Origin of the sequence: Bradyrhizobium sp. ma5 (assembly GCF_042258955.1) — a bacterium.
Taxonomy (GTDB): domain Bacteria; phylum Pseudomonadota; class Alphaproteobacteria; order Rhizobiales; family Xanthobacteraceae; genus Bradyrhizobium.
The window spans coordinates 704,211-728,976 of record NZ_CP170156.1 but is presented as its reverse complement, the minus strand read 5'-3'; the positions used below and the strand labels follow the sequence as shown (position 1 = coordinate 728,976).

Below are 24,766 nucleotides of genomic sequence, written 5' to 3'. Positions count from 1 at the left end.
AAGGGTCGCGACGGCGAGATACAACAGCTTCAAGGCGAACTTCACAACGAGTCGTTCCCGGATGCCAACACGCGGTCATACGGTGCTACAACCGTAAATTCAATCGACACCGCAGGTTGCAGCGCCGTTCTAGCGTTTGGCCGATGGGCGAACCACTGCCATTCTGCTAAAAGCGTTGAACCTTTTGCTCCCGCCCTGGACACAAATCACAAGGGGAATTGTAACCAGTGTACCGCCGCGCCGGCCTTTCGCGGACAATAACGCTTGCCGTCGCGCTGTTATTCACAGCGGTCTCGACGAGCGCTTTTGCGCGCGAATTCCGCACCGCCGATACCCAGAATGAGGACTATCCGACGGTCCAGGCGCTGAATTACATGGACCGGCTGATCGCCGAACGCACCGGCGGCCGGCACCACATCGTGGTCTTCCATTCCCGCCAACTCGGCGAGGAAAAGGAGACGCTGGAGCAGACCCGGGCCGGCGCCATCGATCTGAACCGGACCAATGTCGCGCTGATCGGAACCATGGTGCCTTCCGTGAACGTGCTGGCGATGCCGTTCCTGTTTCGATCCCTTGAGCACCTGCAGCATGTGCTGGATGGACCGATCGGCAACGACATCCTGAACAGCCTCGAGGCCCACGGCTTCGTCGGGCTGACCTTCTACGATTCCGGCGCCCGCTCGATCTACAACACAGTCCACCCGGTGCGTTCGCTCGACGATCTCAAGGGGCTGCGGCTGCGGGTGCAGCAATCCGAGCAGATGTCGGACATGATCCACGCGCTTGGTGCCCAGCCGATCCAGATGGCCTACGGCCAGGTGCTGACCGGGCTCGCCAACCGGCTGATCGACGGCGCGGAGAACAACTGGCCGTCCTTCGTCACCACCGGCCACTACAAATACGCCGGCTACTACACCCTGACCCAGCACACCGTGAGCCCCGAAGTGCTGGTGATGTCGCGCAAGGCCTGGGCCAGCCTCACGCCGGATGAACAGATCATCTTCCGCGAAGCCGCGCAGCGCTCCAGCCTCTACATGCGCGAGAAGTGGCGGGAGCTCGAGGAGCGCTCGCGCAAGCAGGCGGAGCTGGCGGGCGTCAAGGTCGTGACCGATTTCGACCGCAAGCCGTTCGAGGCAGCGGTGGCCGGCATCTATGCCAAGGCGGAGCGCGATCCGGCGATATCAGCGCTGATCGAACGCATCCGCAATATGGAGTGACCGGATCTTGGACGCGCCCAAACAGGACGGGACGAAGCGACGGCGGGCGGCCTTTGGGCCGCAGGGCCGCTTCCGCATCGTCCAGCTCCTGCGTGCGGTGCCGATCCGCTGGCGCATTCTTTCGATCGCGCTGCTCAATTCCGCGGTCGTGATCGTGCTCGCGGTGCTGATCTGGAACGGCGCGAAGGTGCTCGGCTCGGCCTGGGACGATGTCCGCCAGGTCCGTGAATCCGACAAGATCCTGGCCAAGCTCGAAAGCGAGACCAGCCGTCTGCAGAACCTGATCCATCGCTACATCAACCAGCCGAGCCCGGACCTGTTCGCGGAAATCCTGCTGCTGCGCGAAGCCGTGCTCGGCACGCTGACCAACCGGGCCTCGACCGACCCGATGCTGTCGGGCTCGGTCGAGCAGCTGGAGCGCGTCACCAGCCGTTTCCTCGACGGTTTCGGTGAATTGCGCACCGTGCAGACCAAGATCTCCAAGACCTATGACGAAGAGGTGCTGACGCCGACCAGGGACATGGCCGGGCTCTATTCGATCATCGAGGGCGCCACCGGCCATCGCGACGCACTGATCTGGCCCGCGCTCGGCAAGTCGCGCGAAGCCTTCACGTCGCTTTTGGTCGCCGCCAACGCCTACTATCTCTCGCTGGCCTCCTCGTCGGCCGAGGAAGCCCGCCGCAACATCGATACGATCGAGAAGACGATCCCCGTCATGACCGATATGGCGGAGAACGATCTGCAGCGCATGGCGTTGGCGCGGCTCAAGGTCAAGACCGCCGAGCTGCGCGACGGGCTCGGCAAGCTCAGCGAACAGCTCACCAACCGCACCGATCTGTTGCGCAACTCGATCGACGCCAGCCAGGCCGATGCGATCGGCGCGATCGACGATCTCTCGGTGAAGATGCGCCAGCGCGAGCAGAAGGCGCAGGAGACATTCGACAGGACGCTGACGTCGATCTCGCGCCGGGTGCTGTCGATCGCCGTGATCTTCCTCGGCGTCATCATGTCGGCCGGCGTCATGATCGCATTGTCGATCCGGCTGCCGCTGGCGCAGATCATGGCTGCGATGCGCACCATCACCTCGGGCGATCTCGACCGGCCGGTGCAGGGCACCTCGGCCAAGGACGAGGTCGGCGCCATGGCGCGTGCGGTCGAGGTGTTCCGCGAAAACGCGATCGCCAAGCGCAAGACCGAGGACGAGCTGCGCAACGCCAAGGAGAAGGCCGAGAGCGCGCTGCTCGAGCTCAACGCCGCGCAGCAGAACCTGATCGATGCCGAGCGCCTCGCCGCGCTCGGCGGCCTCGTCGCGGGCGTCGCCCACGAGGTCAACAACCCGATCGGCATCAGCCTGACGGTCGCCTCGAGCTTTGCCCGCCGCAGCGAGATGTTCGAGAACGATCTGAAGACCGAGCCGCTGCGCCGCTCCAAGCTCGACGAATTCGTGCGCGCCTCGCGTGACGCATCGCAGCAACTGGTCTCGAATCTGCAGCGCGCCGGCGAACTGATCCAGTCGTTCAAGCAGGTCGCGGTCGATCGTTCGCATGCCGAACGCCGCCAGTTTGCCTTGAGCGAAGCGACCGATCAGATCGTGGCGAGCCTGCGGCCGGTGCTTAAGAAGGCCGCGATCGCGCTGTCCGTCGATGTGCCCGACGGGCTCCTGATCGACGGCTATCCCGGCGCCTATGGGCAGATCTTAACCAATCTTTTCCTCAACGCTGTCAATCATGCCTTCGCCAACGGCCGCTCCGGCAACATCACGATCTCGGCGCGCGGTCGCGGCGCTGATGACGTCGAGATCATCTTCGCGGACGACGGGGCTGGCATGACGCCGGACGTGCAGCGACAGGCGTTCGACCCGTTCTTTACGACGCGCCGCAACGAAGGTGGTACGGGCCTCGGCCTCCATATCGTCTATAACCTCGTCACCCAGCAACTCGGCGGACGCATGATGCTGGAGTCAAGGGTAGGACAAGGCACCACTTTTCGCATTATCATGCCCAGGATCGCCAAGGGTGAGCCCACGATCACTGACGCAGCAGCCGACGGAACCAGTCAATGGCCGAACAGGACGATGTCCTCCAACTGATCGACGACACCGAGAGCCCCCCGGAGGACTCGCCGGTACGGAAATGGAAGATCGCCGTGATCGACGACGATCACGCTGTCCACGAAGGCACCCGTTTTGCGCTCAGCGACTACAATCTGAACGGCGCGACGCTGGAGATCCTGTCGGCCTACTCTGCGGCTGAAGGCCGCACGGTGATGCGGGACAACCCCGACATCGCAGCCGTGCTGCTCGACGTCATCATGGAGACCGACGTCGCCGGCCTCGAGCTCGTCGAATACATCCGCAACGAGATCAAGAACGAGACTGTCCGCATCATCCTGCGCACCGGCCAGCCCGGCCAGGCCCCGGAGCGGCGTGTCATCGTGCAATACGACATCAACGACTACAAGGCGAAGACCGAGCTCACTGCCGACAAGCTGTTCACCTCGCTGACCGCGGCGCTGCGCAGCTACCAGCAGCTCGAGCGCATGGTGCAGACCAGGCGTGGCCTCGAGATCATCATCGACGCGGCCTCGACGCTGTACGACTTCAAGTCGATGCAGCGGCTGGCCGAGGGCGTGCTGACGCAACTCGCCTCGCTGCTCAATGTCGATTGCGCAGGGATCCTGGTGCTGCGCGACGACGGCAATTCGGCGGCCGCCGATTTCTCGGTGCTGGCCTGCTCGGGCTGCTATAGCCGCTTCATCGGCACCACGTCGTCGAAGGCGCTCGATCCCGACCTGCGGCACATGGTGGAGGAAGCCTTCCAGCGCCGCAAGAACGAGTTCGCCGACCACCGCAGCGTGCTCTATTCGCGCACCGGCAGCGGCCGCGAGGTCGTGGTGCTGCTGCAGGCCGAGCGCCAGCTCTCCGACACCGACCGCGCGCTGGTCGAGATCTTCTCGAGCCGGCTGTCGATCGCGTTCGACAACGTGATCCTCTACCAGCAGCTGCACGAGGCCAACAGCCAGCTCGAGGACCGCGTCGCGCAGCGCACCCGCGCGCTGATGCAGGCCAACCGGCGGCTGTCGGCGCAATGGCTGCGGCTGCAGCGCGCCAACGGCTTCAAGAACGAAATCCTCGGCACTGTCGCCCACGATTTGAAGAACCCGCTCGGCGTGATCCTCGGCCGCACCGAGATGCTGACCGAATTGATCGGCGCCGGCTCGCCGAAGGAAAGCGTCACCTCCCAGGTCGAGCACATCAGGGACGCCACCAAGCGGCTGACCTCGATGGTCGACCATTTGATCTCGGATGCGATGGCCGACGCCTTCGACATCACCATCCGCCGCGAGCCGGTCGACATCGCGGCCCTCGTCAACGAGGTCACCGAGGCCAATTTGCCCTCGGCCGTCAACAAGCAGCAGAGCATCTCGGTCACGGGACCGCAGCACTTCGTCACGATGTGCGACTCCGACCGGATCCGCGAGGCGATCGACAATTTGGTCAGCAACGCCATCAAGTACTCGCCGATCGGCGGCAAGATCACGGTCGCGGTCAGCCACGAGGGCGAAGACACCGTGATCCGGATCTCCGACCAGGGCCCCGGCCTCAGCCCCGAGGATCTCGGCCGGCTGTTCGGCCGGTTCCAGCGGCTGTCGGCCAAGCCGACCGCGGGCGAAAGCTCGACCGGGCTCGGCCTTTCGATCGTCAAGCGCATCATCGACATGCATGGCGGCCATGTGACCGCACAGAGCCCGGGCCCCGGACAGGGGTCGACCTTTACGGTTACACTGCCGGCGACAGAGACATCATGAACCAGAACCCGCATATCTTCATCGTCGACGATGAGGCGCCGGCCCGCGAGATGGTCGGCGATTACCTCAAGATGCACGGTTTCGGCGTGACGCTGTGCGATGGCGGCAAGAGCCTGCGCAAGGAGATCGAGAGCAGCACGCCCGATCTCGTGGTGCTGGACCTCAACATGCCCGAGGAAGACGGCCTGTCGATCATTCGCGACCTCAAGAGCAAGATCAACGTCCCCGTCATCATGCTGACAGCTACTGCCAGCCCGATCGACCGTGTCGTCGGGCTGGAGCTCGGCGCCGACGATTACGTGGCAAAGCCCTGCGAACTGCGCGAGCTGATGGCGCGCATCCGTTCGGTGCTGCGGCGGAGCGGGCCCGCGAAATCAGCCGCGCCGGAACCGGCGAGCGCCAAGGCCGAAAAGGAGCAGTTGGTGCGGTTCGGCACCAAATGGCTCGATCTCGAGGCCCAGGCGCTGCGCGACGACGAGGGCAATGAGCACCCGCTGACGGCCTCCGAATTCGGCCTGCTCAAGGTGTTCGCCGCCAACCCGAAGCGCGTGCTGTCCCGCGAACGGCTGCTGGAACTCGCCAATGCGCGCGACGCGGAAGCCTTCGACCGCGCCGTCGACCTGCGCATCATGCGCATCCGCCGCAAGATCGAATTCGACCCGACCAAGCCATCGGTGATCCGGACCATCCGCGGCGGCGGCTACCTGTTCTCGCCGACCGGCGATAAGGCGTAGTCCGTTCCGCAGCTACCCCGTCACCCTGAGGAGCCGCGAAGCGGCGTCTCGAAGGATGCACGGCCCGGCTGGTGGCCGTCGATCCTTCGAGGCTCGCTCCGCTCGCACCTCAGGATGACGGGACTATGCTCTGCATATCATCCTCGAATTTATCGATTTGGCTGTGCGGCACACCCGGAATCCACACATGTAAGGCTGTCAATCCGCGCAAAAATCCCTAAGTTTCGGCCATGCCGAAAACAGCCTCCCAAGACCCCGCCAAATCAGCCCCGAAGACCGCAGCCAAGCCCGTCGCCGCCAAGCCTGCGGCGAAGGGCGACCACGTCTTCCTGGTCGATGGTTCGGGCTACATCTTCCGCGCCTATCACGCGCTGCCGCCGCTGAACCGCAAGTCCGACGGGCTGCAGGTCAATGCCGTGCTCGGCTTCTGCAACATGCTGTGGAAGCTGCTGCGCGACATGCCGGAGGACCACCGGCCGACCCATCTTGCGATCATCTTCGACAAGTCGGAGATCACGTTTCGCAACAAGCTCTATCCCGATTACAAGGCGCACCGGCCGCCGGCGCCCGACGATCTGATCCCGCAATTCGCGCTGATCCGCGAGGCGGTGCGCGCCTTCGAGCTGCCCTGCCTCGAGCAGGCCGGCTTCGAGGCCGACGATCTGATCGCGACCTATGCGCGGCTTGCCACTGAGCGCGGCGCGACCACGACGATCGTGTCATCGGACAAGGATCTGATGCAGCTCGTCAACGACAAGGTCGTGATGTACGACACGATGAAGGATCGCCGCATCGGCCGCGACGAGGTGATCGAGAAATTCGGCGTGCCGCCGGAGAAGGTGGTCGAGGTGCAGGCCTTGGCCGGCGATTCCACCGACAACGTGCCCGGCGTGCCCGGCATCGGCATCAAGACCGCAGCCCAGCTGATCATCGAGTATGGCGATCTCGATCAGCTCTTGTTCCGCGCCGGCGAGATCAAGCAGCCGAAGCGGCGCGAGGCGCTGCTCGAGAACGCCGAGAAGGCGCGCATCTCGCGCCAGCTCGTGCTGCTCGACGACAAGGTCGATCTCGAGGTGCCGCTCGATGACCTCGCCGTGCACGAGCCCGACTCGCGCCGGCTGGTCGCCTTCCTTAAGGCGATGGAGTTCTCCACCCTCACCCGCCGCGTCGCCGACTATGCGCAGATCGATCCCGCCAATGTCGATGCCGATCCCGGCAACAAGAGCGGCGCCAGCGTGTTCTCGCCGCTGCCGCCGTCGGATGTGACGCCCGCGCCGGGAGACGCGCCGACATCGGCTGCAGCACCGCTTCTGAAGGCCAAGCCGACCGGTGCACGCGACGACAAGAACTCCAGCCTGAAGGGCACGCCGGCAACGCTGGCCGAGGCCCGCGGCGAGGCGATCCGCAAGACCGGCTTCGATCGCAAGGCCTATCAGGCGATCGGCAGCCTCGAGCAGCTCAACGCCTTTGTCGCGCGCGCGCACGACACCGGCTACATCGCGATCGAGGCGATGTCGGAATCGATCGATCCGATGCAGGCCGAGCTGTCTGGACTGGCGCTCGCCGTGGCGCCCAACGATGCCTGCTACATCCCGCTCAGCCACAGAGAGCCTGGCGGCGGCGCCGGGCTGTTCGATGCCGGCCTCGCGCCCGGCCAGATCAAGACCACTGATGCACTGAAGGCCTTGAGGCCGCTGCTGGAGTCCGCCGGAATCCAGAAGGTCGGCTTCAACGTCAAGTTCACCTCGGTGACCTTGGCGCAACACGGCGTCACGCTGCGCAACATCGATGATGCCCAGCTGATGTCCTACGCGCTCGATGCGGGGCGCGGCTCGCACGCGCTGGAGGCGCTCGCCGAGCGCTGGTTCGGGCATGCCGTCGTCAGCTACGGCGGCCTCGTTGGCAGCGGCAAGGGCAAGCTGACCTTCGATCAGGTCACGATCGACAAGGCCACCGAATATGCGGCCGAAAGCGCCGATGTCATTTTGCGGCTATGGCGGGTGCTGAAGCCCCGCCTCGTCGCCGAGCGGATGACGACGGTGTATGAGACGCTGGAGCGGCCGCTGGTCTCGGTGCTGGCGCGGATGGAGCGGCGCGGCATCTCGATCGATCGGCAGGTGCTGTCGCGGCTGTCGGGCGATTTCGCCCAGACCGCCGCGCGGGTCGAGGCCGAGATCCAGGAGATCGCCGGCGAGCCGGTCAATGTCGGCAGTCCGAAGCAGATCGGCGACATCATCTTCGGCAAGATGGGATTGCCCGGCGGCACCAAGACCAAGACCGGCGCCTGGTCGACCACAGCGCAGGTGCTCGACGATCTCGCCGAGCAGGGCCACGACTTCCCGAAGAAGATCCTGGAATGGCGCCAGGTCTCGAAGCTGAAATCGACCTACACCGACGCGCTGCCGAACTATGTCAATCCGCAGACCCATCGCGTGCACACGACCTACGCGCTGGCCGCGACCACAACAGGCCGGTTGTCGTCGAACGAGCCGAACCTGCAGAACATCCCGGTGCGAACCGAGGACGGCCGCAAGATTCGTCGCGCCTTCATCGCGACACCCGGCCACAAGCTGGTGTCGGCCGACTACTCCCAGATCGAGCTGCGGCTGCTCGCCGAGATCGCCGACGTGCCGGTGCTGCGCCAGGCATTCCGTGACGGGCTCGACATTCACGCCATGACCGCCTCCGAAATGTTCGGCGTGCCGATCAAGGACATGCCGAGCGAGGTGCGGCGCCGCGCCAAGGCGATCAATTTCGGCATCATCTACGGCATCTCGGCGTTCGGCCTCGCCAACCAACTCGGCATCGCGCGCGAGGAAGCCTCGGCCTACATCAAGAAGTATTTCGAGCGCTTCCCGGGCATCCGCGCCTACATGGACGAGACCAAGGACTTCTGCCGCCGCAATGGCTATGTCACGACGCTGTTCGGCCGCAAGATGTACTACCCGGATATCAAGGCGTCCAACGCCTCGGTGCGCGCCTTCAACGAACGCGCCTCGATCAACGCGCGCTTGCAGGGCACCGCGGCCGACATCATCCGCCGCGCCATGATCCGCGTCGAGGACGCGCTCGCCGAGAAGAAGCTCTCGGCGCAGATGCTGCTGCAGGTGCATGACGAGCTGATCTTCGAGGTGCCCGACAACGAGGTCGCGGCGACGCTGCCCGTGGTGCAGAAGGTGATGCAGGACGCGCCGTTCCCTGCGGTGATCCTGTCACTGCCGCTGCAGGTCGACGCCCGTGCCGCGAACAACTGGGACGAGGCGCATTGAGCGAAGTCGAAAGCTTCAGCTGCCCGCTGGGTTGGAGGGAGGTCGTTGGCCGACCTCCATCCCTTGCTTGCCTTCGCGCTGACCGCTCTCGTCATCGAGATCACGCCCGGCCCCAACATGACCTACCTCGCCGCACTGTCGCTCTCGAACGGCATGCGGACCGGGTTCGCCGCAGTCGCCGGCATCGCACTTGGCCTGATGACTTACGGCGTGATCGCGTCCTTCGGCCTCGCAGCCGTGATAGACAATTCGCCGCTGCTCTATGGCGTCTTGCGTTGGGGTGGTGTGCTCTATCTGCTGTGGTTGGCGTGGGAGGCCTGGTCGGGCCAAGGCGGCTCGGAAGCGGCCGACCTTAACGAGCGGCCATGGCCAGCCTTCCGTCGCGGCCTGATCACCAATCTGCTCAATCCCAAGGCCGCAGTTTTCTATGTTGCCATATTGCCCGAGTTCGTTCGTCCGGAGGCCGGATCCGTCACATCGCAAACGCTTTTGCTGAGCCTCATCTATGTCGCGATCGCAACGCTGATCCATGCTGTGATCGTCACCCTGGCCGGGTCGATGCAGTCGATGATCGACGTCGCCAGCAACCGCCGGATCATCCGCGGCGGATTCGCGCTCGCGCTTGTCGGCATCGCTATCTGGTTCGCGGTCGCGACCGGCTAACCGCTAGATTGCTCCGAGAGCAATTCCAACATGGCCGGACGGCGGATGGCACGCTAGAAGTGCGTGTATCCCCTTGCGAGACCCATCATGCCCCACACATCCGCGTTGCTCGGCTTTGCGCTCGTCTGCCTCGGCATGGTGCTGACACCAGGGCCGAACATGATGTATCTGATCTCGCGCTCGATCACGCAGGGTCCGGCGGCCGGCATCGTCTCGCTCGGCGGCGTGGCGCTCGGCTTCGTGTTCTACATGCTGTGCGCGGCGTTCGGCATCACCGCGCTGCTGTTCGCAATTCCCTACGCCTATGACGCGCTGCGTTTCGCCGGCGCCGCCTATCTGCTCTGGCTGGCGTGGCAGGCGCTGAAGCCGGGCGGCCGCTCGCCGTTCCAGGTGAAGGCGCTGAAGGTCGACGGCCCGCGCAAATTGTTCGCGATGGGCTTCATCACCAACCTGCTCAACCCGAAGATCGCGATGCTGTATCTCGCGCTGCTGCCGCAGTTCATCGATCCCGCGGGCGGCAGCGTGCTGACGCAGTCGCTCGCGCTCGGCTCGATCCAGATCGTGATCAGCGTCAGCGTCAATGCGATGATCGCGCTCGCCGCCAGCTCGATCGCCGTGTTCCTCGGCACCCGCCCGACCTGGCTACTGGTGCAGCGCTGGCTGATGGGCACGGTGCTCGCGGGGCTCGCGATGAAGATGGCGCTCGAGGCGCGGCGGGCGTGAGCCCAACTCGTCATGCGCGGGCTTGACCCGCGCATCCATCGCCTGCTCAAGCGGGCGGCAACTAAAGGTTTTTGCGAAGAGGATGGATTGCCGGGTCAAGCCCGGCAATGACACACCCAATCAATCCAGCTTCGCGTCCATGCCCCGCTTCGTCGCGGGGCGGGCCATCAGCGCATCGTACCAGCGCTTGACGTTGGGGAAGTCTGATAGCTCGACCTTGTGGCGCGGATGGCGCCAGGCCCAGCCGAGGATGGCGAAATCGGCCACCGAGAGATCGCCGGCGACGAAATCGCGGCCATCCAGCCGGCGGTCCAGCACGCCATAGAGCCGCCGCGTCTCGGCCATGTAGCGCTTAAGGCCATAGGCGCGGTCCTGCTCGTTCTCCAGCGCGATGAAATGGTGCACCTGGCCCGGCATCGGGCCGAAACCGCCCATCTGCCACATCAGCCACTCATAGACCGGGATCCGCTCCGCCAGCGGTTTCGGCAGGAACTTGCCGGTCTTCTCGCCGAGGTAGAGCAGGATCGCGCCGGACTCGAAGATGCTGACCGGTTTGCCGCCGGGGCCATCCGGATCGACGATCGCCGGGATCTTGTTGTTCGGGCTGATCGCGAGGAAGGCGGGCGCCATCTGCTCGCCCTTGCCGATATTCACCGGGATCACCTTGTAGGGCAGCCCCATTTCCTCCAGCGCCACCGAGATCTTGCGGCCATTCGGCGTGTTCCAGGTGTGCAGCTCGATGGTCATTTCCGCTTCCCTCGCAAGTGTTTGGCGCTTGCTTTAGGGGGAAGCCGGGGGCCGCACAACCCGCGCTTTCCGCACACGGCTGCGCTGAAATGGCGGCGCGGGCACTGTTGACGGCGGGATTTCCCCGCTGGAATGTGCGCCAGAGCGCCGATAGATTGCCGGCCGCCTGAAAGCCCCAAAGAACCCCCAAGGGAAAAAGCCTTTGTCCAAATCAGCCTCCCGCGCCCGCCTCGCCGAGATCATCCGCAAGCGCTCGTTCGGCCGCGGCGAGATCACCTTGGCGTCGGGCCGCAAGAGCGATTTCTATTTCAACCTGAAGCCGACGATGCTCGATCCCGAAGGCGCGGCGCTGCTCGCCGAGCTCACCTATGAGGCGCTGAAGGACGACCGGCTCGATTTCGTCGGCGGGCTCGAGATGGGCGCCGTGCCGCTCGCCGGTGCCATCGCGCAGCTGTCATGGCTGAAGGGTCACCCGATCGCCGCCTTCTTCGTGCGCAAGAAGCCGAAGGAGCACGGCGCGCGGCTCGCCGTCGAAGGGCTCGCCAAGGGCGAGAGCCTGGCGGGCAAGCGCATCGTGATCGTCGAGGACGTCACCACGACAGGCGGCTCGGCGCTGAAGGCGGTGGAAGCCGTGCGTGAGGCCGGCGGCGAGATCGCGCTGGTCTTCACCATGGTCGACCGCGAGGAAGGCGCCACCGAGACGTTTGCCGAAGCCGGCTTGCCGTTCCGCGCGCTCTACAAGGCCGGCGAGTTCCTGAAGGACTGACGGTCTCTCTCCTTCTTGTGACGCAGTCACGCGCAATCAATCGCTCGTTTACCATCCCGCCTTAAGGTGAATCCGCCGGGGCACCTTGTCGCCGCGGCGAGGCGCGTCGGGTGGAGTTGGCGTTGCGTACAGAGTTGAGTGATCGGCGCATGCGGCGCCGCGTGATGCTTGCCGCCGCTGCCTTTGCGGGTTCCGTCCTGGTCGTGCCCGCTCCCGTCTCGGCCGAAGGGCTGTTCGACTTCTTCTTCGGCGGTTCCCAGAAGCAGCAGGGCCGGCAGGCCCCGCCGCAAGCCAATTTCTTCGCCGATCCGTTCGGCCTCAACCAGCAGCCGGAACGGCAAACGTCCGCACCAGTCTCGGGGACGCGCGTGGCCGGTTCCGGGCCGGCGTATTGCGTGCGCAGCTGCGACGGCAAGTATTTTCCGCTGACGATGCGCGGCAACGCGACGCCGTCGCAGCTCTGCCAGGCGTTCTGCCCGGCGAGCGCGACCAAGGTCTATTACGGCGGCCATATCGACAGCTCCGCCTCGGCCACGGGTGAGCGCTACGCCGACAGCGAGAACGCCTTCGCCTATCGCAAGGCGCTGCGCGCCGACTGCACCTGCAACGGCCGCGACCCGGCCGGGCTCGCGCCGGTCGACCTCGCGCTCGATGCCTCGCTGAAGGCCGGCGACGTGATCGCAACCACCGACGGCCTCGTCGCTTACACCGGCGTCCGCGTCGGCAACGAGCAGTCGTTCGACTTCACGCCGATCGCCTCCTATCCCGGGTTGACCGCGGCGGTCCGTGCGCGGCTCGGCGAAATGAGGGTCGCTCCCGTCAGCGCCGAGATCGCCAGCGACGCGCCGCTGCCGGAAACCAGAAGCGATGTCGCGCCCTCGACACCGACGTCTGTTGTGCCGAAGGGCCATGCCGCAAAGCCCGCCAAGCGGGCCGAGGCGAACTGACGGGCGTAAGCCCGTCATTCCGGGGCGCCTCCAAGGGGCGAGGCCGGAACGACGTCACGACGACACTCAGCGCGCCACGATCACGCCGATCACATTGGGCGCGGCCATGTATTTCTCCTCGATCGCAGCCCGCGCCGCAGCGCGGTTCTCCGGATTGAGGAGACCGCGCTTCTCGGCGAGGATCATCCAGCAATAGCCCCACCAGTCGGTCAGCATGCCGTGATCGTCGACCAGGTCGTAACCCTGCTCGCCGGCGAATATCCGCGCATGCGCCTCATCGAGCGAGTCCAGCCAGGCGTGATCCTCGTTGGAGAACAGCTCGTCGCTGAAATCATCCGTGGTGTAGCCCCAGATCGACATGCAGACCGCATTGAACTCGCGGTCGAGCTGGTCATCGTCGATCGGCTGGCGCCGCGAGGCCTGGTGCAGCCGCGACAGCGACCGCGCGAAATCGGCAATCCGGGTCAGAGCGAATTGATCAAAGGCGATGGTGGACATGTAGTCCTCGCGGAGACTTGGAGACCATAGATATTGTGTCGGCGCAGGCGCCGAATCACAATGATATATCAAAGACTTGCTAAAGTGTTCTTAATTCGTTCTGATGGGTTAATGGGCGTCGCCCCGGCGAAGGCCGGGGCCCATAACCACCGCTATCGGACATCTCACGTGACCGGTGCCCGGAAATGAATGCCGCAGTCTATTACGTTTACATTCTCGCCAGCCGCCGCCACGGAACGCTCTACATTGGCGTCAGTAACGATCTTTCCAATCGGCTTACGCTTCATCGCTCTGGACGCGGCTCACAATTCGTCAAAAAGTACGGCGTCACGCGACTGGTTTACATGGAGGTCTACGCTTCACCACAAGAGGCGATCGCACGGGAAAAAGCGCTGAAGGAATGGCGCCGCGACTGGAAGGTTCGCCTGATCGAGCAAGACAATCCGGAGTGGAGCGACCTGTCCCATCTTCTCTGACGGCTGTGGTTATGGGCCCCGGCCTTCGCCGGGGCGACGAGTTGCGGTGACTGCCATTACCCCATGAGAAATGCGGTCGCCGTGCTCGCAGATGCCTGCCCGCAAAGCAATTCGGGCCGCTGAAAATGTCAGCGGCCCGTTGAAAAATTGCTTCGGAATGAAATGCGTCGGAGCTGAAAATGTGCCCGCCCCATGCGCGACAGGTGTGTTTGTAAAGAACTCGTTAAGCCTTGGAAATCCGTATCACTCCGGTGTTCGCGATCGCGCGTGAAAGCGCGTTGTGCGGCCACCTAATTCGCGGCGGACAGCAATTTGTCGCCGCAGGCATTCGCGTAGAACTTGCCGCCGCATTGCCCCTTGATGGCGGCGCAGCGCGCGGCCGGCGATGCGTTCTGCGTCACGCTGAAGCTACAAGTCAGACCGTCGGCGCTGCGGCCCGGTTTGCCCGCTGCGTAGGCCGCGCTGGTCGCCGTGATACACACCATGAGCAACGCCGCGGCTGCGATCTCGATCAGGAGTCTCATCACGCATCCTCCGCCAGATTGCCGCAAGATCCCGGCTTTCACGGCCGATCGTAGCACCGGCAATGACGGTTCCGAAGGCCCCCAAATCGGCCCGGTCCTTGCATAAAATATCGGCAGCGCCATGCACGGCAACGTTCCCCGCGGTTTCGGTCGCCATGCAACGCGCGTATCATCGACTTGGGGCATGATCCGGACACTATGATCGCATCATGATCCGGAAATCTGAACGGCAGGATTGGGCGCTTTGCACGAACAAACAAACTACCCGGCATTGAACCAGCCGATCGACGAGCTGGCGCTGACCGAGATCAAGGGCGCGATCCTCGCCAAGCTCCGGCTCGCGATCGGCAAGGACGCCGGCATGGCGACCAGGCGCGACTGGTACAAGGCGGCGGCGCTGGCGCTGCGCGACCGCATCGTGCACCACTGGCTGACGGCCGAGAAGCAGACCTACGATGCCGGCTCCAAGCGCGTCTATTATCTCTCGCTCGAATTCCTGATCGGCCGCCTGTTCACCGACGCGCTGAACAATATGGGATTGCTGCCGCTGTTCGAGGCGGCGCTCGGCGACCTCGGCGTCGATCTCTCGGACCTGCGCAAATGCGAGCCGGACGCCGCGCTCGGCAATGGCGGTCTCGGCCGGCTCGCTGCCTGCTTCATGGAGAGCATGGCGACGCTGGCGATCCCCGCCACCGGCTACGGCATCCGCTACGATTTCGGCCTGTTCCGCCAGATCATGAACCAGGGCTGGCAGCAGGAATATCCCGATGAATGGCTCGCCTTCGGCAACCCCTGGGAATTCCAGCGCCCGGAGGTGGTCTACAACGTCCACTTCGGCGGCCATGTCGAGCATGTCGACGAGCGCGGCCGCGACCGCGCGACCTGGCACCCCGCGGAAACCGTCGAAGCGATGGCCTACGACACGCCGATCGTCGGCTGGCGCGGCCAGCACGTCAACGCGCTTCGGCTGTGGTCGGCGCACGCGCCCGATCCGCTCAAGCTCGACGTCTTCAACACCGGCGACTACGTCTCGGCCAGCGCCGAGCAGGCGCGCGCGGAAGCGATCTGCAAATTCCTCTATCCCAACGACGAGAGCGCGGCGGGCCGCGAGCTGCGGCTGCGCCAGGAATATTTCTTCGTCTCGGCCTCGTTGCAGGATCTCGTGAACCGGCACCTCGCCTCCGACGGCGGCCTGCGCAACCTCGCGCAGAAGGCGGCCGTGCAGCTCAACGACACCCATCCGAGCCTTGCGGTCACCGAACTGATGCGCATCCTGGTCGACCTGCACAGTTTCCGCTGGGACGAGGCCTGGAAGATCACCGTCGCGACGCTGTCCTACACCAATCACACCCTGCTGCCGGAAGCGCTCGAGACCTGGCCGGTCGAATTGTTCGAGCGGCTGCTGCCGCGGCATCTCGAGATCATCTACCGCATCAACGTCGCCCATCTCGCGCTCGCCGAGGAGCGCTTCCCCGGCGACATCGAATACCGCGCATCCGTCTCGCTGATCGACGAGCGCAGCGGACGCCGGGTGCGGATGGGCCAGCTCGCCTTCGTCGGCTCGCACCGCATCAACGGCGTCTCCGCGATGCATTCCGACCTGATGAAGGAGACCGTGTTCCACGACCTGCATCATCTCTATCCCTCGCGTATCACCAACAAGACCAACGGCATCACCTTCCGCCGCTGGCTGATGCTGGCCAACCCGCGGCTGACCGCGCTGCTGCGCGAGACCTGCGGCGAGGCCGTGCTCGACGACTTCTCGCTGCTCGAACGGCTCGAGACCCACTCCAGCGATCTGGAATTCCAGAAGCGCTTCCGCGACGTCAAGCATCACAACAAGCTGGCGCTGGCGCGGCTGATCGGCGAGCGCAATCACATCAAGGTCGATCCGTCGGCGCTGTTCGACGTGCAGATCAAGCGCATCCACGAGTACAAGCGGCAGCTGCTCAACATCCTGGAGACGATCGCGCTGTACCACGCGATGAAGGACGATCCGGGTGCGAACTGGGTGCCGCGCGTAAAGATCTTCGCGGGCAAGGCGGCGGCGAGCTACCGCTACGCCAAGCTGATCATCAAGCTGATCAGCGACGTCGCCGAGGTCGTCAACAATGACGCTTCGCTCGGCGGCAGGCTGAAGGTCGCCTTCCTCGCCGACTACAATGTCAGCCTTGCCGAGGTGATCATCCCCGCCGCCGATCTCTCCGAGCAGATCTCGACTGCCGGCATGGAGGCCTCGGGCACCGGCAACATGAAGCTCGCGCTGAACGGCGCGCTGACCATCGGCACGCTCGACGGCGCCAATATCGAGATCCGCGACAATGTCGGCGAGGAGAACATCGCGATCTTCGGCCTCGAAGCCGGCGACGTCATGGTCCGCCGCAAGCAGGGGCTCGATGCCAGCGACATCATCCGCAAATCGCCGCGGCTCGAGCGCGCGATCCGCGCCATCGAGAGCGGCGAGTTCTCGCCGGGCGATGCCGCGCGCTTCGCCTCGATCGGGCACGCGCTGCGCTATCTCGACCATTACATGGTCTCGGCCGATTTCGACTCCTACTACGACGCGCAACGCGGCATCGACGCGCGCTGGCAGGTGGTGCCGGCCTGGACCCGCGCCTCGATCCTCAACGTGGCGCGCATGGCATGGTTCTCCTCCGACCGCACCATCCGCGAATATGCCGAGGACATCTGGCACGTGCCGGTACATCCGAGCGCCTCGCCGCAACTCGGCAACCAGCGCGAGGCGAAGGGGTAATCCCGGGACGCGGAAATCGATTACGTCCGACATCATTGAATTCGTCATGCTTGCCGGGCTATTGCATGTCGAGCGTCATTGCTCCCAGCGATGACGGAAGTGCTAGCCAATATTGAAAGATCTGCATGCTCACCAAGGCTCCGCACCTTTTCGATGAAGCCACCACAGTGACTGCCGGCGACAGCCGCTGGCAGGGACGGACCAGCCCGGATTACTGGGCGTTCGTCGGCCCGTTCGGCGGCTGCACCGCCGCGACGATCCTGCGCGCGCTGATGCAGCACCCGCAGCGCGCCGGCGATCCGCTGGCGCTGACGGTCAACTACTGCGCGCCGGTCGCCGAGGGCGTGTTCGATCTCGATGTCCGCCTGGTGAGAAGCAACCGCTCGAGCCAGCACTGGTCGGTCGAGATGACGCAAGGTGGCGGCGAGGTCGCGACGCTGGCGACGGCCGTGTTTGCCGAGCGCCGCCCGTCCTGGTCGCACCAGCCCGCCGAGTTTCCCGGCGCGACCCCGTTCGAAGAGCTGCGGCCCTATCCGAAGCTCGCGATGACCTGGGCCAACCAGTATGATTTCCGCTTCGTCGAGGGCGAACCGAAGTTCGGCGGCGGCGCCGCGAAGCAGCCGTCGAGCCCTTACTCCAAGCTGTGGATCGCCGACCGCGTGCCGCGCAAGCTCGATGCGCTGTCGCTGATGTCGATGTCGGACGCGTTCTTCGGCCGCGTGTTCCACGCGCGGCACGAGCTGGTGCCGTTCGGCACCGTGTCGCTGACCACCTATTTCCACGTCGACGCTGCCGACATGGATGCGGAGGATACCACCCGCGTGCTCGCCACCGCCGACGCCAAGACCTTCCACAAGAGCTATGGCGACCAGCACGGCGAATTGTGGTCGCCCTCCGGCCGCCTGCTCGCCACCACGACGCAGATCGCTTATTTCAAGGCCTAGCGCGTTTTCGAGCGAAGCCTGTCTCGCACTTGATCCGGGATGGGCACCGGTTCGCGGTGAAGAAACGCGTCAAATCTGGACGCACAGCTCAACTATCCACATGGCCGGATTGGACCGGGTTGCCTATTTCAAGGGTTGAGGGAACAGTGGCGCGTCGCTTCTGTTCCACGCCTTTGGGAGCCCCGCCGCATGTCCGAAGCCGACGATTCCGAACCCTCGCGCATCGCCCTGCTCGGCGTTCCCATCGAGATCGGCGCGTCGCAGCCCGGCCCGCTGATGGGCCCGGACGCGCTGCGCACCGCCGGCATCGCGCGGCTGCTCGAGCAGCTCGACTTCCACGTCGACGATCACGGCAACCTTGCGATCCCGGCTGTGGTCGCCGACGGTCCGGTGCCGGCGAACACCAAATTCTACGACGAGGTGAAGACCTGGACCCGCGCCCTCTCGGAGCGCGCCTACTGGCTGGCGCATTCCGGCGCGATCCCGATCTTCATGGGCGGCGATCACTCGCTGTCGATGGGATCGATCAACGGCGTCGCGCGCTACTGGCAGGAAAAGGGCCGGCCGCTGTTCGCGCTGTGGGTCGACGCCCATGCCGACTACAACACGCCGGCCACCACCATCACCGGCAACATGCACGGCATGTCGGCGGCCTTCCTGTGCGGCGAGCCCGGCCTCGACGATTTGCTCGGCGGGCTGCCGCGCGCCTCGATCCCGCCGGATCAGCTCGACCTGATCGGCACCCGCTCGGTCGATCCGCTGGAGCGCAAGCTGCTGCGGCAACGCAACGTCTCGATATCAGACATGCGCCAGATCGACGAGTTCGGCGTCGCCGTGCTCATCCGCCGCATCATCGAGCGCGTCAGGGCGAAGAACGGCGTGCTGCATGTCTCGTTCGATGTCGACTTCCTCGATCCGGAAGTCGCGCCCGGCGTCGGCACCACCGTGCCGGGCGGCGCGACGTATCGGGAAGCCCATCTGATCATGGAGCTGCTGCACGATTCCGGACTGGTGCGCTCGCTCGATATCGTCGAGCTCAATCCGTTCCTCGACGAACGCGGCCGCACCGCGCGCGTTGCCGTCGAATTGATCGGCAGCCTGTTCGGCCTGCAGATCACGGACAGGCAGACGCCGAGCAATGCGGTGTTGCCGGAGATAGGGGAGTAGCGGACACCTTTCGGTCCCGTCATCCTTGTAAGTCTCGAATCGCCGGATCGGATAGAATGTCCGGTGCGGTAGCGGACGGGAGACCGCTTCATCCAAGGGCTTTGAAGCCCGTGCCTCAGCGCGGCGCCCCGTCCGTTGTTCCATTGAACCCGAACAGTCGCGAGGGCCGCCTGGCGAGCCCGGTTGCGCAAGGAGGGGTGCAGATGGACGCGATCTACGTTGGCATTGATGTGTCGAAGGACCGGCTGGACGTGCATGTGCGTCCGAGCGGGGAAGTCTTTGCCGTGGCGCGTGACGGCAAAGGCTTGGAAGAGCTCGTTGCGCGCTTGCAGGTGATCTCGCCGGCGCTGATTGCGGTGGAGGCAACCGGCGGCTTCGAGACCATCGTCGCTGCTGCGCTGGCGGGCGCCCAGCTGCCGCTGGTGGTGGTCAATCCGGCCCAGATCCGGCACTTCGCGCAGGCGGTTGGTCAGCGTGCCAAGACGGACCCGATCGATGCGGCAGTCATCGCGCGGTTTGTCGAGGCCGTAAAGCCGGAGCCACGTGCCATGCCGGATCAGGAAGCTCGGCTGCTGGCTGAACTGGTCAGTCGCCGACGGCAGATCATCGAGATGATCGTTGCCGAGCGTCAGCGCGAGAAGCGGGCCGAGAACGTCCGCGTCCGCAAGAGCCTTGCCCGCCATATCAAGGTCCTCGAGAAGGAGCTGCCGGAGATCGACAACGACATCGACACGCTGGTGCGCGGCTCGCCAGTCTGGCGCGCCAAGGAGGAACTGCTGGTCAGCTTTCCTGGCGTGAGCAACACCCTCGCGCGGACCTTCCTTGCCGAGGTGCCGGAGCTCGGCGCACTCAATCGGCGCCAGATCGCGAGCCTCGCCGGTCTTGCCCCGTTCACCCGCCAGTCGGGCCGCTGGAAGGGCAAGAGCATGATCGGCGGCGGAAGAGCCAAGCTGCGCGCCGGGCTCTACATGGCCGCTCTGTCGGCCAGCCGGTACCATCCGCAGCTCAAGGTCTTCTATCGGCGCCTGGTGACCGCTGGAAAGCCCAAGATGGTCGCCCTCATCGCCGTTGCGCGCAAAGTTCTCACCACCCTCAACGCCATGCTCAGGGACCAAAAACCATGGCAACCCGCTTGACGAAGAACACAGTCGCTGAGGAGCGCCGCAGGCGCGTCTCGAAGGATACACGACCCCCGGCTGGTGGCCGTCGACCCTTCGAGACGCGCTTCGCGCTCCTCAGGGTGACGGATTGAGGAAGTGTCGCGCGGCGGTAGAGCGATCGGAACAAAAAAGGCGGCCACGCGGGCCGCCTTTTCAAATCGCGAGATCAGCGCGAGCGGTCTACTCCGCCGCGAGCTTCACTTCCGGCGCGGCGGCGCGGACTTCGGCGTCGACCTGCGCTTCGAACTTGGCGAAGTTCTTCTGGAACATGCCGACCAGCGCACGCGCGGTCTTGTCGAAGTCGACCTTGTCGGCCCAGGTCTTGATCGGGTCGAGGATGTGCGGCTCGACGCCCGGCAGCGAGGTCGGCACCGCGAAGCCGAAATACTTGTCGGTGCGGAAGTCGGCATTGCGGAGCGAGCCGTTCAGCGCCGCGGTGAGCAGTGCGCGGGTCACCTTGATCGGCATGCGACGGCCGGTGCCGTACTTGCCACCGGTCCAGCCGGTGTTGACCAGCCAGCAATCGACATTGTGCTTGGCGATCAATTCGCGCAGCAGATTGCCGTAGACCGACGGATCGCGCGGCAGGAACGGCGAACCGAAGCAGGTCGAGAATTCCGGCTGCGGCTCGTTGCCGAGACCACGCTCGGTGCCGGCAACCTTCGCGGTGTAGCCGGACAGGAAGTGATACATCGCCTGCGCCGGCGTCAGCTTGGCGATCGGCGGCATCACGCCGAAAGCGTCGGCGGCGAGCATCACCACATTCTTCGGATGCGGCGCGCGGCCGGTGCGCGAGGCGTTCGGAATGAAATCGAGCGGATAGGCCGAGCGGGTGTTCTCGGTCTTCGAGCCGTCGTCGAAATCCGGCACGCGATCGTTCGCACCGAGCACGACGTTTTCCAGCACCGCGCCGAAACGCTTGCTGGCGGCATAGATTTCCGGCTCGGCTTCGCCTGACAGCTTGATGCACTTGGCGTAGCAGCCGCCTTCGAAGTTGAAGACGCCGTCATCGCTCCAGCCATGCTCGTCGTCGCCGATCAGCGTGCGCTTGGGATCGGCCGAGAGCGTGGTCTTGCCGGTGCCGGACAGGCCGAAGAAGATCGCGGTGTCGCCGTCGGGGCCGACATTGGCCGAGCAATGCATCGGCATCACGCCCTTCTCAGGCAGATAGAAGTTCAGCGTGGTGAACACGCTCTTCTTCATTTCGCCGGCATAATAAGACCCGCCGATCAGGACGATCTTGCGGGCGAAATCGATCGCGACGACGTTCTCCGATTTGCAGCCGTGACGTTTCGGATCGGCGCGGAAGCTCGGCAGATCGATGATCGTGAGTTCGGGCACGAAGCTCGCGAGCTCCGACGTCTCCGGGCGGATGAGTAGCGTGCGGATGAACAGCGAGTGCCAGGCGAGCTCGGTGAAGACGCGCGTCTTGATCCGATGCGTCGGGTCGGCGCCGCCGTAGAGATCCTGCGCGAACAGCGTCATGCCTTCGGCATGCTTGAGGAAGTCGGCATGCAGCGTCGCGAACTGCTCCGAGGTGATCGACTGGTTGCCAGCCCACCACATGCTCTTGTCGGTCAGCCCGTCGCGGACCGTGAACTTGTCCTTCGGGCTGCGGCCGGTGAACTCACCGGTATCCGCGCAAAGCGCGCCATCGGCCGAGAGCACCGCTTCGCCATTGCGCAACGAGTGCTCGTAGAGCTGCGGCGCACCATAGTTCCAATGCACGCCTTTGAGACTTTTTAAGCCGAATTTGTCGGCACCGAAGGCACCGTTATGCACGCCCGTCTCTTGCACGAAGAACCTCCTCGAACCCGCGTATCCTTGTTCGCGCGAATGTCGCTAGTCGCGCCCCGTCGCGGTGATGACCGTCAACAGAATATAGCCTCTCGGCCCCGGTCCGGCGACCTAATAGTGGGGATCGCCGGGCTTGCCAAGCCAGTCGAATGGCTTTTGGTTTATTCCAAGGCCTGCACATCATTGGGTGCAAATACCGCAGCGCGAAACCCTTTCGCTTTGCTTTCGCTTTCCCATTGTTTTCGCGGCGATCGGACGAGGTTTCGTCGCCTTTCCCGCCGCCAGCAAGGCGTTGCGATGCACAAAGAGTGCCAGCGATTGGCGTATGTCCGCGCCGCGCAACGCAGCAGGCACGGCGAATGCCCGGTATGCGTTTCGCGCTGAGGATGTGTCGTTGAGATCAACCGCCGCGAGTTGACGCTGCGCTGCCGTGCCAGGCATGTCGTCCACCATCGTGTTGCACGCGGATGGCACCACTGGGTCGGCATTGAGCTGCATGCGATTGAGCTCAACGCTCCGTCGTCCAAGCTGGATCATTTCAATCCCCGGCGACGACGAATGTTCCGCAACGCGCACTGCGTTCGGCGGCAACAAGATCACTGACCGCAACGATCGATGGTAACGCAATCACCGCGTTGGACGTGCATTCAGCGCGGTTGAACTTCGCAATCCGAACGATTTTCCAGCGCAGCAGCACCGGAAATTCTCGTAACCCGGATCGCGCCCTCCGGCGATCATGTCAGCGCCGCTACGAAAATGATCGCGCTGTCAGAAACGCTGCACCCGGCTTCGGCAACCGCGCGCGGAGCCGCACCGTGCGACACCATGCCTCGTCGCGCCAGCGCCGCCGCTCGGAGCGAGCCGGTCGTGCCCCGCCATCCCTTGCCTATCCCTTGACGCGCGCTTCGCCGGCGAGCCGCACCAGCATCTTGCGCAGCTCGGTGCCGTTGCTGACCCGCTCGGGGAAATCAAGCCGCAGCGTGTTGCGGCCGGCCTGCATGTCCATGCCCTCGGGGTCGCAGCCGGTGCACAGCCACTCGGCACTCTCCGCAGCCTGCAGCCGCGTGGCGTAAAGGTTCATGGCCTCGCGGTGATCCTCGTTCATATGCGCCACCGCGCCCGCCTCGGCCTCCAGCAGCGCTTCGGCGCCACCGAGGTCGGTCAGAAGCTGCGCAGGCTTGAGGTCGACGATCCGGCCGAACCCGGCGACCAGATGGGCGGCGCTCGGCCGGATCACGAAAAACGAGAAATCCTTAAATTCTACAAAGGCTTCCGCCGATGGATGAGCACCAAGGTAGCGCCGGCGAACGAGCTCCTGCTCGGCCTCCGCGACCTCCTCCGCCCGGCCGGCCAGCATGATCCGGGCGCCCTCCAGCGGATCGCCCTCGGCACGCTCGTCCAGCATCAGCGACACCCTGCTGTCGGCCAGGATGTTCTTCGTATGCAGCGCCAGCCGGGAAATCAGCAGGATCGGCGAGCCGTCGGGGTGGCTGGCCAGATTGACCAGCGAGCAATAGGGATCGCCGGTACCGGCCATCAGCGTGGCGAGCGCGCCCTGGCGGCTGCGGCGGAGCAGCGAGCGGGCAAGGTGGGCGGGGTCGAAGTCGGCGGTCGGTTGCATGGGCCTATCGGGTCATTTTGAGGGCGAATCGAGCCGGTTCCCGTTGAAAAAATAGCCTTTTCTCACGGTCTCAGGGTGCTATATGGGGGTCCAACGCGTGGGTCGCAGAGCGTTTTGCGGAACTCGGTCACACTTCAGCCCAGCTTGCATTGCTCGTTGACCGCGTTCGAAGCCCATTTTCTACGGCGAGTCGCCAGAGTGCCCGCCGTCTAAACCACTCTCATTGTGAAAGCAGCTCATGCCCACAATCGCCTTGGTCGACGACGACCGCAACATTCTCACGTCGGTCTCGATCGCGCTCGAAGCCGAAGGCTATCGCATCATGACCTACACGGACGGTGCGTCGGCGCTGGATGGGTTTCGCACGTCGCCGCCCGATCTCGCGATCCTGGATATCAAGATGCCGCGCATGGACGGCATGGAAACGCTGCGCCGGCTGCGCCAGAAATCCGACCTGCCGGTGATCTTCCTCACCTCGAAGGATGAAGAGATCGACGAATTGTTCGGCCTGAAGATGGGCGCCGACGATTTTATCCGCAAGCCGTTCTCCCAGCGCCTCTTGGTCGAACGCGTCAAGGCGGTGCTGCGCCGCGGCCAGCCGAAGGATCCGACCGCGGCGCCGAAGGAGCCGGACGCCCGCGCGCTCGACCGCGGCCTGCTGCGGATGGATCCGGAGCGCCACACCTGCACCTGGAAGAACGAGCCGGTGACGCTCACCGTGACCGAATTCCTGATCCTGCAGGCGCTCGCCACCCGCCCCGGCGTCGTGAAGAGCCGCAACGCGCTGATGGACGCGGCCTATGACGACCAGGTCTATGTCGACGACCGCACCATCGACAGCCACATCAAGCGGCTGCGCAAGAAGTTCAAGGTGGTCGACGACGATTTCGAGATGATCGAGACGCTGTACGGCGTCGGCTATCGCTTCAAGGAAGCCTGATCTGCGCTTCA

General features: G+C 64.7%; 22 protein-coding genes. 15 read left to right on the top strand and 7 right to left on the bottom strand.

Annotation, left to right across the window (positions count from 1 at the left end):
- Positions 1 to 227 precede the first annotated feature (227 nt).
- The 7 genes from ACE103_RS03335 (at position 228) to ACE103_RS03305 (ending at position 10,413) form a co-directional block, all read left to right on the top strand.
- Positions 228 to 1,217 (top strand): TRAP transporter substrate-binding protein, encoded by a 990-nt coding sequence (locus ACE103_RS03335; RefSeq protein WP_375778322.1) that lies wholly within the window; start codon positions 228 to 230, stop codon positions 1,215 to 1,217.
- A 97-nt stretch (positions 1,218 to 1,314) separates the two neighbouring features.
- Entirely contained in the window at positions 1,315 to 3,306 is a 1,992-nt protein-coding gene (locus ACE103_RS03330) for an ATP-binding protein (protein WP_375780996.1), read from the top strand.
- Positions 3,276 to 5,024: a DUF3369 domain-containing protein gene (locus ACE103_RS03325; protein ID WP_375778321.1), complete on the top strand. Its 1,749-nt coding sequence runs from the start codon at positions 3,276 to 3,278 to the stop codon at positions 5,022 to 5,024. Before ACE103_RS03330 ends, ACE103_RS03325 begins: the two co-directional genes overlap by 31 nt.
- Positions 5,021 to 5,758, top strand: coding sequence for a response regulator (locus tag ACE103_RS03320; protein WP_050425909.1), 738 nt, complete (start codon positions 5,021 to 5,023; stop codon positions 5,756 to 5,758). The genes ACE103_RS03325 and ACE103_RS03320 overlap by 4 nt, the downstream gene beginning before the upstream one ends.
- Before the next feature lie 230 nt (positions 5,759 to 5,988).
- Complete coding sequence (gene polA, locus ACE103_RS03315) at positions 5,989 to 9,027, top strand: DNA polymerase I (RefSeq protein ID WP_375778320.1); 3,039 nt, start codon at positions 5,989 to 5,991, stop codon at positions 9,025 to 9,027.
- Between the two features lie 45 nt (positions 9,028 to 9,072).
- Positions 9,073 to 9,690 (top strand): LysE family translocator, encoded by a 618-nt coding sequence (locus ACE103_RS03310; RefSeq protein WP_375778319.1) that lies wholly within the window; start codon positions 9,073 to 9,075, stop codon positions 9,688 to 9,690.
- An 87-nt stretch (positions 9,691 to 9,777) separates the two neighbouring features.
- Positions 9,778 to 10,413: a LysE family translocator gene (locus ACE103_RS03305; protein ID WP_375778318.1), complete on the top strand. Its 636-nt coding sequence runs from the start codon at positions 9,778 to 9,780 to the stop codon at positions 10,411 to 10,413.
- 120 nt (positions 10,414 to 10,533) lie between these two features.
- On the opposite strand, the gene ACE103_RS03300 is transcribed toward ACE103_RS03305, so the two are convergent.
- Positions 10,534 to 11,160: a glutathione S-transferase family protein gene (locus ACE103_RS03300; RefSeq protein WP_223974892.1), complete on the bottom strand. Its 627-nt coding sequence runs from the start codon at positions 11,158 to 11,160 to the stop codon at positions 10,534 to 10,536.
- 202 nt (positions 11,161 to 11,362) lie between these two features.
- Here ACE103_RS03300 and pyrE point away from each other — a divergent pair, with 202 nt between their 5' ends.
- Together pyrE and ACE103_RS03290 are read left to right on the top strand one after the other, a co-directional pair.
- Positions 11,363 to 11,926 (top strand): orotate phosphoribosyltransferase, encoded by a 564-nt coding sequence (gene pyrE / locus ACE103_RS03295; protein ID WP_092122894.1) that lies wholly within the window; start codon positions 11,363 to 11,365, stop codon positions 11,924 to 11,926.
- A gap of 149 nt (positions 11,927 to 12,075) precedes the next feature.
- Positions 12,076 to 12,873: a DUF2865 domain-containing protein gene (locus ACE103_RS03290; RefSeq protein ID WP_375778317.1), complete on the top strand. Its 798-nt coding sequence runs from the start codon at positions 12,076 to 12,078 to the stop codon at positions 12,871 to 12,873.
- A 66-nt stretch (positions 12,874 to 12,939) separates the two neighbouring features.
- Here the strand turns inward: ACE103_RS03290 and ACE103_RS03285 are convergent, their stop codons facing one another.
- Positions 12,940 to 13,371, bottom strand: a complete 432-nt coding sequence (locus ACE103_RS03285) for a hypothetical protein (protein ID WP_212317066.1) — start codon at positions 13,369 to 13,371, stop codon at positions 12,940 to 12,942.
- A 185-nt stretch (positions 13,372 to 13,556) separates the two neighbouring features.
- On the opposite strand from ACE103_RS03285, the gene ACE103_RS03280 reads away from it, so the two are divergent.
- Positions 13,557 to 13,847: a GIY-YIG nuclease family protein gene (locus ACE103_RS03280; protein WP_342726059.1), complete on the top strand. Its 291-nt coding sequence runs from the start codon at positions 13,557 to 13,559 to the stop codon at positions 13,845 to 13,847.
- Positions 13,848 to 14,137: 290 nt separating this feature from the next.
- Here ACE103_RS03280 and ACE103_RS03275 read toward each other — a convergent pair whose 3' ends face one another.
- Positions 14,138 to 14,371 carry a hypothetical protein gene (locus tag ACE103_RS03275; RefSeq protein WP_375778316.1) on the bottom strand — a complete coding sequence of 78 codons (234 nt, stop codon included), beginning with the start codon at positions 14,369 to 14,371 and terminating at the stop codon, positions 14,138 to 14,140.
- 244 nt (positions 14,372 to 14,615) lie between these two features.
- Between ACE103_RS03275 and ACE103_RS03270 the strand changes: the two genes are divergently transcribed.
- From ACE103_RS03270 to ACE103_RS03255, 4 genes are all read left to right on the top strand, one after another.
- Positions 14,616 to 17,126 (top strand): glycogen/starch/alpha-glucan phosphorylase, encoded by a 2,511-nt coding sequence (locus tag ACE103_RS03270; protein ID WP_375778315.1) that lies wholly within the window; start codon positions 14,616 to 14,618, stop codon positions 17,124 to 17,126.
- Between the two features lie 125 nt (positions 17,127 to 17,251).
- Complete coding sequence (locus ACE103_RS03265) at positions 17,252 to 18,070, top strand: acyl-CoA thioesterase (RefSeq protein ID WP_375778314.1); 819 nt, start codon at positions 17,252 to 17,254, stop codon at positions 18,068 to 18,070.
- A gap of 189 nt (positions 18,071 to 18,259) precedes the next feature.
- A complete protein-coding gene (rocF, locus tag ACE103_RS03260) occupies positions 18,260 to 19,237 on the top strand; it encodes an arginase (protein ID WP_375778313.1) in 978 nt (325 codons plus the stop codon).
- Positions 19,238 to 19,440: 203 nt separating this feature from the next.
- Positions 19,441 to 20,373: an IS110 family transposase gene (locus ACE103_RS03255; protein ID WP_375778312.1), complete on the top strand. Its 933-nt coding sequence runs from the start codon at positions 19,441 to 19,443 to the stop codon at positions 20,371 to 20,373.
- A 204-nt stretch (positions 20,374 to 20,577) separates the two neighbouring features.
- Here ACE103_RS03255 and ACE103_RS03250 read toward each other — a convergent pair whose 3' ends face one another.
- The 4 genes from ACE103_RS03250 to ACE103_RS03235 form a co-directional block, all read right to left on the bottom strand.
- Positions 20,578 to 22,194, bottom strand: coding sequence for a phosphoenolpyruvate carboxykinase (locus tag ACE103_RS03250; protein ID WP_375778311.1), 1,617 nt, complete (start codon positions 22,192 to 22,194; stop codon positions 20,578 to 20,580).
- Between the two features lie 180 nt (positions 22,195 to 22,374).
- Positions 22,375 to 22,731: a hypothetical protein gene (locus ACE103_RS03245; protein WP_375778310.1), complete on the bottom strand. Its 357-nt coding sequence runs from the start codon at positions 22,729 to 22,731 to the stop codon at positions 22,375 to 22,377.
- A 1-nt stretch (position 22,732) separates the two neighbouring features.
- Positions 22,733 to 22,891, bottom strand: coding sequence for a hypothetical protein (locus tag ACE103_RS03240; protein WP_223974875.1), 159 nt, complete (start codon positions 22,889 to 22,891; stop codon positions 22,733 to 22,735).
- Between the two features lie 189 nt (positions 22,892 to 23,080).
- Complete coding sequence (locus ACE103_RS03235) at positions 23,081 to 23,815, bottom strand: HugZ family protein (RefSeq protein ID WP_375778309.1); 735 nt, start codon at positions 23,813 to 23,815, stop codon at positions 23,081 to 23,083.
- Positions 23,816 to 24,053: 238 nt separating this feature from the next.
- On the opposite strand from ACE103_RS03235, the gene ACE103_RS03230 reads away from it, so the two are divergent.
- A complete protein-coding gene (locus ACE103_RS03230) occupies positions 24,054 to 24,755 on the top strand; it encodes a response regulator transcription factor (RefSeq protein ID WP_016843287.1) in 702 nt (233 codons plus the stop codon).
- Positions 24,756 to 24,766: the final 11 nt, after the last annotated feature.

Bases quoted from the DNA above. Each gene is read 5' to 3' on its own strand.
- ACE103_RS03230 (WP_016843287.1), top strand. From the start codon at position 24,054: ATGCCCACAATCGCCTTGGTCGACGACGACCGCAACATTCTCACGTCG.
- ACE103_RS03245 (WP_375778310.1), bottom strand. From the start codon at position 22,731: ATGATCCAGCTTGGACGACGGAGCGTTGAGCTCAATCGCATGCAGCTC.
- ACE103_RS03285 (WP_212317066.1), bottom strand. From the start codon at position 13,371: ATGTCCACCATCGCCTTTGATCAATTCGCTCTGACCCGGATTGCCGAT.
- ACE103_RS03255 (WP_375778312.1), top strand. From the start codon at position 19,441: ATGGACGCGATCTACGTTGGCATTGATGTGTCGAAGGACCGGCTGGAC.
- ACE103_RS03290 (WP_375778317.1), top strand. From the start codon at position 12,076: ATGCGGCGCCGCGTGATGCTTGCCGCCGCTGCCTTTGCGGGTTCCGTC.
- ACE103_RS03305 (WP_375778318.1), top strand. From the start codon at position 9,778: ATGCCCCACACATCCGCGTTGCTCGGCTTTGCGCTCGTCTGCCTCGGC.
- ACE103_RS03280 (WP_342726059.1), top strand. From the start codon at position 13,557: ATGAATGCCGCAGTCTATTACGTTTACATTCTCGCCAGCCGCCGCCAC.
- ACE103_RS03265 (WP_375778314.1), top strand. From the start codon at position 17,252: ATGCTCACCAAGGCTCCGCACCTTTTCGATGAAGCCACCACAGTGACT.
- rocF (WP_375778313.1), top strand. From the start codon at position 18,260: ATGTCCGAAGCCGACGATTCCGAACCCTCGCGCATCGCCCTGCTCGGC.
- polA (WP_375778320.1), top strand. From the start codon at position 5,989: ATGCCGAAAACAGCCTCCCAAGACCCCGCCAAATCAGCCCCGAAGACC.
- ACE103_RS03325 (WP_375778321.1), top strand. From the start codon at position 3,276: ATGGCCGAACAGGACGATGTCCTCCAACTGATCGACGACACCGAGAGC.
- ACE103_RS03235 (WP_375778309.1), bottom strand. From the start codon at position 23,815: ATGCAACCGACCGCCGACTTCGACCCCGCCCACCTTGCCCGCTCGCTG.
- ACE103_RS03275 (WP_375778316.1), bottom strand. From the start codon at position 14,371: ATGAGACTCCTGATCGAGATCGCAGCCGCGGCGTTGCTCATGGTGTGT.
- ACE103_RS03320 (WP_050425909.1), top strand. From the start codon at position 5,021: ATGAACCAGAACCCGCATATCTTCATCGTCGACGATGAGGCGCCGGCC.
- ACE103_RS03300 (WP_223974892.1), bottom strand. From the start codon at position 11,160: ATGACCATCGAGCTGCACACCTGGAACACGCCGAATGGCCGCAAGATC.